Source organism: Pseudomonas sp. NGC7 (assembly GCF_047159675.1).
Classification (GTDB): Bacteria; Pseudomonadota; Gammaproteobacteria; order Pseudomonadales; family Pseudomonadaceae; genus Aquipseudomonas; species Aquipseudomonas kermanshahensis.
In genome coordinates this window covers 566,362-578,522 of the sequence record NZ_BAAFZY010000001.1, presented here as the reverse complement: position 1 = coordinate 578,522, position 12,161 = coordinate 566,362, and the positions used below count along the sequence as shown (strand labels likewise).

Annotated in this window: 15 protein-coding genes; 8 read left to right on the top strand and 7 right to left on the bottom strand. The window is 62.5% G+C overall.

The genetic code is table 11. From position 1 onward, the window contains the following. The first annotated feature begins 2 nt into the window (after nucleotides 1–2). Nucleotides 3–1,094 carry an anhydro-N-acetylmuramic acid kinase gene (locus tag ACMCNM_RS02565; protein WP_186681387.1) on the top strand — a complete coding sequence of 364 codons (1,092 nt, stop codon included), beginning with the start codon at nucleotides 3–5 and terminating at the stop codon, nucleotides 1,092–1,094. A 58-nt stretch (nucleotides 1,095–1,152) separates the two neighbouring features. On the opposite strand, the gene erpA is transcribed toward ACMCNM_RS02565, so the two are convergent. Continuing rightward, on the bottom strand, nucleotides 1,153–1,503 hold the full coding sequence (erpA, locus tag ACMCNM_RS02560; protein ID WP_099455778.1) for an iron-sulfur cluster insertion protein ErpA: 351 nt from the start codon (nucleotides 1,501–1,503) through the stop codon (nucleotides 1,153–1,155). A gap of 146 nt (nucleotides 1,504–1,649) precedes the next feature. Beyond that, the gene (argC, locus tag ACMCNM_RS02555; protein WP_008089527.1) at nucleotides 1,650–2,684 is read right to left on the bottom strand and encodes an N-acetyl-gamma-glutamyl-phosphate reductase; all 1,035 of its coding nucleotides are present in this window, start codon (nucleotides 2,682–2,684) and stop codon (nucleotides 1,650–1,652) included. 142 nt (nucleotides 2,685–2,826) lie between these two features. On the opposite strand from argC, the gene hemJ reads away from it, so the two are divergent. From hemJ to ACMCNM_RS02525, 6 genes are all read left to right on the top strand, one after another. Then, a complete protein-coding gene (gene hemJ, locus ACMCNM_RS02550; protein WP_027594415.1) occupies nucleotides 2,827–3,252 on the top strand; it encodes a protoporphyrinogen oxidase HemJ in 426 nt (141 codons plus the stop codon). 26 nt (nucleotides 3,253–3,278) lie between these two features. Continuing rightward, complete coding sequence (locus ACMCNM_RS02545; protein WP_412763891.1) at nucleotides 3,279–4,235, top strand: NAD(P)H-dependent flavin oxidoreductase; 957 nt, start codon at nucleotides 3,279–3,281, stop codon at nucleotides 4,233–4,235. A gap of 68 nt (nucleotides 4,236–4,303) precedes the next feature. Continuing rightward, nucleotides 4,304–5,086, top strand: coding sequence for an SDR family NAD(P)-dependent oxidoreductase (locus ACMCNM_RS02540; RefSeq protein ID WP_186681381.1), 783 nt, complete (start codon nucleotides 4,304–4,306; stop codon nucleotides 5,084–5,086). Between the two features lie 64 nt (nucleotides 5,087–5,150). Beyond that, nucleotides 5,151–5,489 (top strand): histidine triad nucleotide-binding protein, encoded by a 339-nt coding sequence (locus ACMCNM_RS02535; protein ID WP_027594412.1) that lies wholly within the window; start codon nucleotides 5,151–5,153, stop codon nucleotides 5,487–5,489. A gap of 65 nt (nucleotides 5,490–5,554) precedes the next feature. Continuing rightward, entirely contained in the window at nucleotides 5,555–6,202 is a 648-nt protein-coding gene (coq7, locus tag ACMCNM_RS02530; RefSeq protein ID WP_027594411.1) for a 2-polyprenyl-3-methyl-6-methoxy-1,4-benzoquinone monooxygenase, read from the top strand. A 10-nt stretch (nucleotides 6,203–6,212) separates the two neighbouring features. Further along, nucleotides 6,213–7,253, top strand: coding sequence for a DUF2157 domain-containing protein (locus tag ACMCNM_RS02525; RefSeq protein ID WP_412763890.1), 1,041 nt, complete (start codon nucleotides 6,213–6,215; stop codon nucleotides 7,251–7,253). Nucleotides 7,254–7,391: 138 nt separating this feature from the next. On the opposite strand, the gene ACMCNM_RS02520 is transcribed toward ACMCNM_RS02525, so the two are convergent. Beyond that, nucleotides 7,392–7,814: an OsmC family protein gene (locus ACMCNM_RS02520; RefSeq protein ID WP_027594409.1), complete on the bottom strand. Its 423-nt coding sequence runs from the start codon at nucleotides 7,812–7,814 to the stop codon at nucleotides 7,392–7,394. Nucleotides 7,815–8,005: 191 nt separating this feature from the next. Between ACMCNM_RS02520 and crp the strand changes: the two genes are divergently transcribed. Next, nucleotides 8,006–8,650 carry a cAMP-activated global transcriptional regulator CRP gene (crp, locus tag ACMCNM_RS02515; RefSeq protein ID WP_027594408.1) on the top strand — a complete coding sequence of 215 codons (645 nt, stop codon included), beginning with the start codon at nucleotides 8,006–8,008 and terminating at the stop codon, nucleotides 8,648–8,650. Here crp and ACMCNM_RS02510 read toward each other — a convergent pair. The 4 genes from ACMCNM_RS02510 to ACMCNM_RS02495 all read right to left on the bottom strand — a co-directional run bounded on the left by ACMCNM_RS02510 (nucleotide 8,647) and on the right by ACMCNM_RS02495 (nucleotide 11,978). Then, a complete protein-coding gene (locus ACMCNM_RS02510; RefSeq protein WP_186681377.1) occupies nucleotides 8,647–9,351 on the bottom strand; it encodes a biotin/lipoate A/B protein ligase family protein in 705 nt (234 codons plus the stop codon). The two genes, crp and ACMCNM_RS02510, sit on opposite strands and share 4 nt — an antisense overlap. A 144-nt stretch (nucleotides 9,352–9,495) precedes the next feature. Then, nucleotides 9,496–10,329, bottom strand: coding sequence for an indole-3-glycerol phosphate synthase TrpC (gene trpC, locus ACMCNM_RS02505; RefSeq protein WP_412763889.1), 834 nt, complete (start codon nucleotides 10,327–10,329; stop codon nucleotides 9,496–9,498). Next, nucleotides 10,326–11,375, bottom strand: a complete 1,050-nt coding sequence (trpD, locus tag ACMCNM_RS02500) for an anthranilate phosphoribosyltransferase (protein ID WP_027594405.1) — start codon at nucleotides 11,373–11,375, stop codon at nucleotides 10,326–10,328. Before trpD ends, trpC begins: the two co-directional genes overlap by 4 nt. Nucleotides 11,376–11,384: 9 nt before the next feature. After that, nucleotides 11,385–11,978, bottom strand: a complete 594-nt coding sequence (locus ACMCNM_RS02495) for an aminodeoxychorismate/anthranilate synthase component II (protein WP_027594404.1) — start codon at nucleotides 11,976–11,978, stop codon at nucleotides 11,385–11,387. Nucleotides 11,979–12,161: the final 183 nt, after the last annotated feature.

Below are 12,161 nucleotides of genomic sequence, written 5' to 3'. Positions count from 1 at the left end.
CCATGGCGCTTTATCTGGGGGTCATGTCCGGTACCAGCTTAGATGGCCTGGACATCGCCCTGATCGAACAGCGCGAGCAGCCTCAACTGCTCGCCACTCACTACATCCCCATGCCTACCGACCTTCGCCAGGACTTGCTGAGCCTTTGCGCCAGCGGCCCTGACGAGATTGCCCGTGCTGCATTGGCCGAGAACCGCTGGGCCAGCCTGGCAGCCGAAGGCATCGGCCACCTGCTCGCGAGCCAGGGCTTGCAAGCCAACGCTGTCCGCGCCATCGGCAGCCATGGCCAGACAATCCGCCATGAACCCGCCCGCGGCTTCACGGTGCAAATTGGCAACCCGGCGCTGCTTGCCGAGCTTACCCAGATCAGCGTGATCGGCGACTTCCGACGCCGGGATGTAGCCGCTGGCGGGCAAGGGGCTCCGCTGGTCCCGGCCTTTCACGAAACGCTCTTCGGCCACCTGGGCAAACGGCTCGCCGTGCTTAATGTCGGCGGCTTCAGCAACCTCAGCCTGATTGCCAACGACACGCCGGTGCATGGTTTCGACTGTGGGCCGGGCAACGTGCTGCTGGACGCCTGGATCGAGCACTCGCGCGGCCAGCATTACGATGCTGACGGCGCCTGGGCGGCGAGTGGCGTGGTGATCGAGGACTTGCTTGCGGCGCTGTTGCGCGACCCGTTCTTTGCAGGCGCCGGCCCCAAGAGCACAGGCCGCGAAGTGTTCAACCTGGCGTGGCTGCACAGCCACCTGAGCCAGCTACCACCCTACCGTGCCGAAGATGTGCAGGCGACCCTGCTGGAGCTGACCGCGCGCAGCATCATCGAATCACTGTGCACTGCGCAGCAAGGCACTGAGGCACTGCTGGTGTGCGGTGGCGGGGCCCGCAACGGCACACTGATGCGCCGGCTTGCCCAACTGTTGCCAGGTGCCCAGGTGGGCAGCACCGCAGCGCATGGCGTCGACCCGGACTGGGTAGAGGCCATGGCCTTTGCCTGGCTTGCGCATTGCTGCCTGGAAGGCATTCCAGCCAACCGCCCCAGCGTGACAGCGGCCCGTGGGCTGCGCGTGCTTGGCGCCATCTACCCCGCTTAACACCCCGCCAGAATGCAAAACGCCGCGCAAATGCGCGGCGTTTTCGTACAGCCCGTGATCAGATCGAGAACGAAGAACCACAGCCGCAGGTGGTGGCGGCGTTCGGGTTCTTGATGACGAAGCGCGAGCCTTCCAGGCCTTCCTGATAGTCCACTTCGGCACCTGCCAGGTACTGGAAGCTCATCGGGTCGACCACCAGCGACACGCCTTCACGCTCGACGATGGTGTCATCTTCGGCCACATCTTCATCGAAGGTGAAACCATACTGGAAGCCCGAGCAGCCACCGCCGGTCACGAACACACGCAACTTCAGACGCTCATTGCCTTCCTCGTTGACCAGGGTCTTCACCTTTTGGGCTGCCCCTTGGGTGAATTCCAGACCGGTAGGGGTGAAGGTTTCGACGCTCATGCTGATTCTCCCGGCGCAGTTGCCGCCATAAAACTCGATGACGCGCATTATCCGCTTCTCCGAGAAAAATGGTCAAGAATTGTGCGGCTTTAGTCGCGCCCACAAAAAGGCCCGCACACGGCGGGCCCCTGTGCCAGCTTACCCTGTTAGGGGAGCAGGCCCGCGTGGGACAGGCCCATACGCTCGTCCAGGCCGAACAGGATATTCAGGTTCTGCACCGCCTGGCCCGACGCGCCCTTGACCAGGTTGTCGATCACCGACAGCACCACCACCAGATCACCGCCCTGCGGACGATGCACAGCGATACGGCAGACGTTCGCACCGCGCACGCTGCGGGTTTCCGGGTGGCTGCCAGCGGGCATCACATCGACGAACGGTTCATCGGCATAACGCTTCTCGAACAGCGCCTGCAGATCGACCGACGTATCTGCCACGGTGGCGTACAGGGTGGCGTGAATACCCCGGATCATGGGCGTGAGGTGCGGCACGAAGGTCAGGCCAATATCCTTGCCCGCCGCCAGGCGCAAGCCTTGGCTGATTTCAGGCAGGTGGCGATGGCCCTTGACCGCATAGGCTTTCATGCTCTCGCCAGCCTCACAGAACAGCGAGCCCACTGCAGCGCCACGCCCGGCACCACTGACACCCGACTTGCAGTCGGCAATCAGGCGCGACGGGTCGGCCAGGCCAGCCTCCAGCAGTGGCAAGAAGCCCAGCTGGGTGGCCGTCGGGTAGCAGCCCGGGACCGCAATCAGGCGTGCCTGGCGGATTTTTTCGCGGTTGACTTCAGGCAGGCCATAGACGGCGTCCTTGAGCAGTTCTGGCGCACCATGAGGCTGGCCGTACCACTTGCCCCACTCGGTAGCATCCTGCAGACGGAAGTCGGCAGACAGGTCGATCACTTTGGTGCCGGCCGCCAGCAGTTCGCCTGCCAGGGCGTGGGCGACACCATGGGGCGTTGCGAAAAACACCACGTCGCACGCCGCCAGGGCCTTGCTGTCCGGCACGCTGAACGCCAGGCCGTCATAGTGGCCGCGCAGGTTCGGGTACATGTCAGCTACCGCCACGCCCGCCTCGGAGCGCGAAGTGATGACCGCCACTTCGGCCTGTGGATGCTGCGCCAGCAGACGCAACAGTTCGACGCCGGTGTAACCCGTGCCGCCGACGATACCGACCTTGATCATAACGCTTGCCCCTTATCAACGAGCCCACTGGAAAGCGCACGATAATAGGGGCGCAAGCCGCCTGTAACAACTCTTCGGGTGACCCTTCGGGCGCTTGACCACTACTATCTGACGACCGTGAAAACCTGAAGGAACTCCCTCAATGCTTTACCTATGGATCAAAGCGCTGCATATCGTCAGCGTGGTCTGCTGGTTCGCCGGCCTGTTCTACCTGCCCCGGCTGTTCGTCTACCACGCCCAGAGCCAGGACAGCATCAGCCAGGACCGCTTCGTGACCATGGAGCGCAAGCTGTACCGCGGCATCATGAACCCGGCCATGATCGCCACCTATGTGTTCGGCGCCTGGATGCTCTACCTGACCCCGGGCTGGCTGAGCCAAGGTTGGCTGCACGCCAAGCTCACCCTGGTCATCCTGCTGACCGGCTACCATCACATGTGCGGCGCGCAGCGCAAACGCTTCGCCAGCGGCGCCAATACCCGCAGCCACGTCTACTACCGCTGGTTCAACGAAGTCCCGGTGCTGTTCCTGCTGGGTATCGTAATTCTCGTGGTGGTCAAACCGTTCTGACGGTAACCCCCTACAGGAGCCTTGCCATGTCATTGCCCGCCTCGCTCGAACAACGCCTGCGCCTGCCCGTGGTGGCAGCACCGATGTTCCTGATTTCCAACCCGAGCCTGGTGCTGGCCTGCTGCGCCAGTGGCGTGGTGGGCAGCTTCCCGGCGCTGAACCAGCGCGACAGTGCCGGGTTCAAGGCTTGGCTAGAAGAGATCGAGGCAGGCCTGGCACAGTTGCAAGCACCGGCCCCCTATGCGGTGAACTTGATCGTGCACCCGACCAACCCGCGCTTACAGGCGGACCTTGCCCTGTGTGTAGCGCACAAGGTACCCATCGTCATCACCAGCCTGGGCGCGGTGAAGGAAGTGGTCGATGCCGTGCACAGCTACGGCGGCCTGGTGTTCCACGATGTCACCACCCGCCGCCATGCCGAGAAAGCCGCCGAGGCCGGCGTCGATGGCTTGATCGCCGTCGCGGCGGGTGCCGGCGGCCATGCCGGTACCTGGAGCCCATTCGCCCTGGTGGCCGAAATCCGGCAGTTCTTCGACAAGACCCTGCTGTTGGCGGGCTGCATCAACCATGGCCATGAAATTCTCGCGGCACAACTGCTCGGTGCGGACCTGGCATACATGGGCACCCGCTTCATTGCCACCGCGCAAAGCCAGGCGCAGGATGCCTACAAGCAGATGCTGCTCGATGCCCATGCCGTGGATATCGTCCACACCCCGGCGGTCTCCGGTGTGCCGGCGAGTTTCCTGCGCCCGAGCCTGGAGCAGGCGGGCTATGACATGAACGCACTCAAGAGTGGCCACGAACTGGGCAAGCTCAAGCCGATCGACGACGAAGCCAAGGCCTGGAAAACCGTATGGTCGGCAGGCCAGGGGGTGGGCGATATCCATGACCTGCCGGACGCCCGCGTGCTGATCGAACGCCTGCAAAGCGAGTACCGGGAAGCCCTGGATCGCTGCCAGGGTATTCGCGTTCAGGCCTTGTAGCAAAAGGCAACACCTTGCCCAGCCAAGCTGTACACTAGGCGCCCTCTTCAGCCCCCAGGAGCCTTTGCATGACCCGTTACGCCATGATCACTGGTGCTTCCAGCGGCCTGGGCCTGGCCCTGGCGGAAGCGCTGGCACGGCGCGGGCGCAATCTGATCCTGGTGGCACGTCAGCGCGAAACGGTGGAGCCGGTGGCCATCGAGCTGACCCAACGCTTCGGTGTCGAGGTGTTGTTCCGCGCCTGTGACCTCAGCCAGCCGCTTCGCCTTTCGGGCTTTGTGCTAGAGCTGGAAGAAGGTGAGCGGCGAATCGACCTGCTGGTCAACTGCGCGGGGCTGCGCACCTACGGGCCGTTCCTGGCCCACGAGTGGGCCGACGAGCAGGACCTGCTGGAGGTCAATATCCTGGCCATGAGCCGCCTCTGCCATGCCATCGGCAACCTGATGGCTGTACAGGGCGGCGGGCAGATCCTCAATGTCGCAGGCCTGGCCGGCGTCGCACCAGGCCCCTGGATGGCGGCCTACGCGGCCAGCAAAGCTTATGTGTTGAGTTTCTCCCAAGCATTGCGCGAGGAGCTCAAACGCACCGGCATCAAGGTCTCGGTACTCTGCCCTGGCCCGGTACGCTCTTCGCGCCGGTGCATTCCGCGGCTCGAGGGCAGCACGCGCTGCCTCAGCCCCGAGGAAGTGGCGCTGTACACCGTGCGGGCGCTGGACAAAAACCGGACGCTGATCACCCCCGGCCGACGCAATCGCTGGCTGGCGTTCGCGCCACGCCTGCTACCGCGCTGGCTGGTGCGCAAGCTCGCCGGGGTAATCCATCGCCGTTACTGCCCGGTCGGAATGGAATAGCCACTGGGCGAGCGGCGCCCGGCTGAGTACACTCGGCCCGGACCCTCACCATGGAGCAAGTGCTGTGGACGATTTATTCACCAGGATCATCAACCGGGAAATCCCGGCGAAGATCATTTACGAGGACGACCAGGTTCTGGCGTTCCACGATATCGCCCCCCAGGCGCCCGTGCATTTTCTGGTCATCCCGAAAAAGCACATCCGCACCCTCAACGATTTGACCGAAGAGGATAAAGGCCTGGCCGGCCACATCCTGTTCACTGCTCAGCGCCTGGCCAAAGAACTGGGTTGCGATGACGGCTTCCGCGTGGTCATGAACTGCAACGAGCAAGGTGGGCAGACCGTCTACCACATCCATATGCACGTGCTTGGCCAACGCCAGATGCACTGGCCACCGGGCTGATCCAGGGCAAGCGACCCTTGCGCTATTGCGGTAAACTGTCGGGCACACTCTTGCGGAGGTGCCCGATGGCTACCGAACGTCACTACTCGCCGCTCGACCGCTTGTTGCTGCAGGCCGATACCGCCATGCGCACCTTGCTGCCCTTCAGCGGCCAACCGTCCCGCCCATCCCCGGCCATCGTCCAGCCGGATGCCGACCTGGACGACGCCCAGAGCCGTCACATTGCCGGCCTCATGCGCATCAACCATACCGGCGAAGTCTGCGCCCAGGCGCTGTACCAAGGCCAGGCCCTGACCGCCAAGCTGCCCCAGGTACGCAAAGCCATGGAGCACGCCGCCGAGGAAGAAATCGACCACCTGGCCTGGTGTGAACAGCGCATTCGTCAGCTGAACAGCCACCCGAGCGTGCTCAACCCGTTGTTCTACGGCATGTCGTTCGGTATTGGCGCCCTCGCCGGCCTGGTCAGCGACAAGGTCAGCCTGGGCTTCGTTGCGGCCACCGAGCATCAGGTGTGCAAACACCTGGACGAACACCTGGAGCAAATCCCGCACGAGGACGAAAAGTCCCGCGCAATTCTCGAGCAGATGCGCATCGATGAAGAGCAGCACGCCGAATCTGCCCTCGAAGCGGGCGGCTATCGCTTCCCTGCCCCTGTGCGTTTCGGCATGAGCCTGCTGGCCAAGGTCATGACCAAAAGCACGTACCGCATCTGAAGGCTCCCCCATGACGGAACGTTTCAGCGCCAAGGACCTGGCGCGTGCCGTGCAAGCCGGCATCCTTCAGCCGGGCCAAGACAAGGCCCTGCTGCAGTTTCTGCGCCAGCAACCGGCAACACGTGGCAGTTTTCAGCTGGCGCACGTCGCCTTCTATTTCGGCGCCTTGCTCATAATGGGCGCCATGGGCTGGCTGCTGACCGAAGCCTGGATGTCGATCGGCGACCGGGCACTGCTGGCCATTGCCACCGTGTACATCGTCCTGCTAACCCTGTTTGCCCTTAATGTGCAGCGGCGCGCCCAGCCGATTGCCGCCGGTGTACTGGCGGCGGTCGCGGTCAGCATCGTGCCGCTGGCGGTATTCGCCATCGAACGCCTGGTAGGCTGGTGGCCGATGGATGACAGGCAAACCGCCTATCACCAGTACTACACCTATGTGCAGGGTGGCTGGCTGATGATGGAAGCAGCAACGGTTATTGCCGGGTTGCTCATGCTAAGGCTGATCCCCTTCCCGTTCATCATGATGCCCATTGCCGTGGCGCTGTGGTTCATGTCGATGGACCTCAGCGAATGGTTCTATGGCTCGCCGTTCAGCTGGGAACAACGACGCGAAGTGTCGCTGTGGTTCGGCTTGGGCATGCTGCTGGTGTTTCTGGTGGTGGACGGCCGCACGCGTGAGGACTACGCCCACTGGGGGTATCTGGCTGGGCTTGCGGCGTTCTGGGGCGGGTTGACCCTGGTGGACAGCGGTAGCGAATTGGGCAAGGCCCTCTACTGCCTGATCAATATCGGCCTGATGGGCATCGCCGTGCTGTTACGCAGGCCGGTGTTCATGGTGTTCGGGGCATTGGGCGTGGCGGCTTACCTGGGCTACCTGTCGTACGAGGTATTCGCCGAATCGCTGCTGTTCCCGGTGGTGGTGACGGTGATTGGGCTGGGGGTTATCTGGCTGGGTCTGGTTTACCAGAAGCGGCGGGAGCGGTTGAGCCAGGTATTCAGAAACGGTTTACCGCAATGGTTGCGAATGGCCCTTCCGGCATTACGTGACTGAAGATAGCAGGGGCCGCTTCGCGGCCCATCGCAGGCAAGCCAGCTCCTACAGGTTCAACGCAAGCCTCCAAAACGGCGCGGGCCTGTAGGAGCTGGCTTGCCTGCGATGGGCTGCGAAGCAGCCCCAACAATCCAGCACTTAACCCAGCTCTACAATCTCGTAACCGTGGGTAATCTCGACACCTGCACGCTCCAGCATGATCGAAGCCGAGCAGTACTTCTCCGCCGACAGCTCCACTGCGCGTTTGACCTGGGCCTCTTTCAAGCCACGGCCCTTGACCACGAAGTTCATGTGGATCTTGGTGAACACCTTCGGGTCTTCACTGGCGCGCTCAGCTTCCAGGAACGCCTCGCAGCTTTCCACGGCCTGGCGCGACTTCTTCAAGATGCTCACTACATCGAAACTGCTGCAACCACCCAGGCCCAGCAGCAGCATTTCCATCGGGCGCACGCCCAGGTTTCGGCCACCGGCCTCGGGTGGGCCGTCCATCACGACGACATGCCCGCTCCCCGACTCGCCGAGGAACATCGCGTCACCGGCCCACTGGATACGTGCCTTCATCTACCCGGACTCCTAATTTTCGGAAAAGGGTGTCAGCTTAGACCTTGTGTGGCTGTCGGAAAAGCTCAAGACGTGTCGGTTTAGTACCGAAACATCCTGTAGTGTCTGATAAGCTGGCGCCAAATGACTGGCGCGTTCTGCCAGACACTCTTTATAAGAAACCTATGCGTCGTATCGAACAGGATTTCGTGATGGTTGCCTCCGCCCTACCCGCCAAGATCAAGAACATCGACAAACTGCTGGTGCACTGCCAACGCCGCCGCTACACCGCAAAAAGCAACATTATCTGCGCCGGCGACAAGGCCGAAACACTGTCGTTCATCATCAAGGGTTCGGTGACCATCCTGATTGAGGACGACGATGGTCACGAAATGATCATTGCCTACCTCAACAATGGCGATTTCTTTGGCGAGCTGGGCCTTTTCGAGCCCGTAGAAGGCGAGCAGCAGCGCAGCGCCTGGGTCCGCGCCAAGACTGAATGCGAAGTAGCAGAGATCAGTTACGACAAGTTTCGCGAACTCTCGCGTCAAGACCCCGACATCCTCTACGCCCTGGGCGGCCAGATGGCCCAGCGCCTGCGTAATACCACGCGTAAGGTTGGCGACCTGGCCTTCTTCGATGTCACCGGGCGTGTTGCCCGCTGCCTGCTCGAACTGTGCAAGCAACCCGATGCAATGACCCACCCGGACGGTATGCAGATCAAGATCACTCGGCAGGAGATTGGGCGTATCGTCGGTTGTTCGCGGGAGATGGTCGGCCGCGTCCTCAAAGACCTCGAGGAACGCAGCCTGGTGCAGGTCAAGGGCAAGACCATGGTGGTCTACGGTACCCGTTAGTCCTTGGGCAAATCGGCCAGCACCTTGGCATAAGCCTGTGACAGGCGCTCGAACCAGGGCGCTTGGGGCGCCACTTCGTGCAAGGCTATATGCGCATCGGCGCGGCAGCGCTGCTCCAGCTCGCAGCATTCGTTGAAGCGGTTGACTGCCGCGACCATCGATTCACGCTCGTTATCCAGCAGCAACGCGCCATGCACCAACACCACCGGGCGTTTGCCACCCAGCCCCTGGCGCCAGCGTTGGGCCGTGCCGACCAGTTTTCGGCCATTGAGGTTGACGTTATAGCGGCCGTCGCAGAACGCCCCGTCGATCTCGCCCACCGAAGCCACCCCGCCCCACTCGCGTAGCACCTCGCACAGCGGCAGGCACAGGCGCTCGTAGGCATTTTCGATGCGCCCATGGTCACCTTCACTGCGCGGCGCCACATAGACCAGCGCCACATTGACCGTGGCATGCGACTGCGGCACCGGTTCACCGCCGGTCTCACGCAACAGCACCGGCCAGCCAGCGATCGCCAGCTCGGCACAGGCGGCTTCAAAGTTGTCCAGGCGGCTCATGCGCCGCGGCATGACCAGGGCATGGTCGGTCGGGCGCCAAAACAGCACACCGCTGTCGCGTTCGCCGCGGCAGACGGCGGCCAGCAGGTCCTGTTCGGCATGCAGGCCTTGTTCAACGGTCAGTGCCAGGGGTTGATCGGTCATTGATCCACCTTTGATGTTGTTATCGATCCCCGCAGGTTCAACACAGCCACAAGGGTGCCAAAGAACCTGTGGGTGCGGGTTTACCCGCGAAAGGGCCATTACAGGCATACAAAAAAGCCGGCAGTCACGCCGGCTTCGTTTCGATCAGTCCAGTGGCTGAACAGTCTTCTTCACCTGCTCAGGGAAGAACAACCGCTGCAATTCCAGCCCAGGCTGATCAGCGCGCATGAACGCCTCACCCACCAGGAACGAGTAAACCTCGTTGATTGCCATCAGCTCTACATCGGCCCGGTTGAGGATACCGCTCTCGGTAATCGCCAGGCGATCACGCGGAATACGCGGCAGCAGGTCAAGGGTGGTTTCCAGGCTGACCTCGAAGGTGTGCAGGTTGCGGTTGTTCACCCCCACCAGCGGCGTGTCGAGGGTTTTCAACGCACGCTCCAGCTCATCGCCGTCATGCACTTCGACCAACACATCAAGGCCTACAGCCTTGGCTGTGGCAGCCAGTTCGGCCATCTTCACGTCATCCAGCGCCGAGACGATCAACAGCACGCAGTCAGCGCCCAGTGCACGGGCCTCGACGATCTGGTAGGGGTCGATCATGAAATCCTTGCGGATCACCGGCAGCGACACTGCCGCGCGCGCCTCCTGCAGGTACACATCAGCGCCTTGGAAGTAATCCACATCGGTCAACACCGACAGGCAGGTCGCCCCGCCCTTCTCGTAGCTGACGGCGATTTCCGCTGGCACGAAGTGCTCGCGAATCACGCCCTTGCTCGGCGACGCCTTCTTGACCTCGGCAATGACCGCCGGCTGCTTGCGCTTGGCCTGCTCAATCAGCGCATTGGCAAAACCACGTGGCGCGTCGGCGGCCTTGGCCAGGCGCTCCAGCTCAGCCAGGCTGACCCGGGCACTGCGCTCGGCCACTTCCTCAACTTTGCGGGCGATGATCTTTTCCAGCACGGTCGGTACGCTCATGCTTCGTTCTCCAGCTTGAATACGGCGGTGAAGGCACCCAGCTCCTGCAGCTTTTCCCAGGCAAGGCCGGTGTGCAGCACGTCATGGGCAAGCTCCACGCCCTGTGCCAGGGTCATGGCATGATCCGCGGCGTACAGCGCGGCGCCCGCATTGAGCACGATCATTTCCGCGGCTTTCTGGCCGTTCTCGGTCTTGCGTCGGCCCAGGGCATCACGAATCAGCTCGAAGGAGGCCTGTGGGCCTTCAACCGCCAGGCCATGCAGGCTTTGGCTCTTCATGCCGAGGTCTTCCGGCTCTACCCAATACTCGGTGATCTGGCCATTTTTCAGCTCGGCGACAAACGTCGGCGCCGCCAGGCTGAACTCGTCCAGGCCGTCCTTGGAATGCACCACCAGCACGTGCTTGCTGCCCAACCGCTGCAGCACTTCGGCCAGCGGGCGGCACAGGGCCTGGGTGAACACGCCGACCACCTGGTGCTTCACACCGGCCGGATTCGTAAGCGGGCCCAGCATGTTGAACAGGGTGCGCAGGCCCAACTCACGGCGCGGGCCAGCGGCGTACTTCATTGCCTTGTGATGGCTCTGGGCAAACATGAAGCCGATGCCCAGGCTGTCGATGCAGCGGGCGACCTGCACCGGGGTCAGGTTCAGGTAGATGCCAGCGGCTTCCAGCAGGTCGGCGCTACCGCTCTTGCCCGAGACCGCACGGTTACCGTGCTTGGCCACCGGGCAACCGGCCGCGGCGAGCACAAACGAGGAGGCGGTGGAGACGTTGAAGATGTTGGCGCCATCGCCACCGGTGCCGACGATATCGACCACCCCATCGAGGCTCTTCAGCTCGACCTTGTCGGCCAGCTCACGCATCACCGACACCGCGCCGACGATCTCGTCGATGCTCTCGCTTTTCATGCGCATGCCCATCAGGAAGGCGCCGATCTGCGCCTCACTGCATTGACCGGTCATGATCTGACGCATGACGTCGCTCATTTCTTCGGTGGACAAGTCCAGATGACCGACGATGCGGCTCAGCGCGCTCTTGATATCCATGTTCGATCCTTAGCGGCGGCCGCCGGTCTGCTTGAGGAAGTTGGCGAACAGCTCGTGGCCCTGCTCGGTGAGGATGGACTCGGGGTGGAACTGCACCCCTTCGATATTCAGGGTTTTGTGGCGCAGGCCCATGATCTCGTCGACCGTACCGTCTGCATGGGCAGTCCAGGCAGTGACCTCCAGGCAATCGGGCAGGGTTTCACGCTTGACCACCAGGGAGTGGTAGCGAGTCACGGTCAGCGGGTTGTTGAGGCCGGCGAACACGCCCAGGTCGCGGTGCAGCACGGGGCTGGTCTTGCCGTGCATCACCTGGCGGGCACGCACGACGTCGCCGCCAAATGCCTGGCCGATGGACTGGTGGCCCAGGCAGACGCCCAGAATCGGCAGCTTGCCAGCAAAGTGCAGGATCGCCTCAATCGACACACCCGCCTCGCTCGGCGTGCAGGGGCCAGGGGAGACAACGATGCGCTCCGGGTTGAGGGCTTCGATTTCAGCGATAGTCATTTCGTCATTGCGAATGACCTTGACCTCGGCACCTAGCTCGCCGAGGTATTGGACGACGTTGTAAGTGAATGAGTCGTAGTTGTCGATCATCAGTAACATCGGGCTAAACCTCTTGAATCTACTGACTTCAGAATACGAACCTTCCTACACCGCCCGCAGCATGGCATTGCCACTAAGGGCATTCGGAAACGGATAAGAAGGCAAACAGAAACGGGCCGGGCTGGCCGGCAGGAGATAAAGTCAGGCGCGCCAACGCCAACGGGCGTGGGCCTTGATAACGCG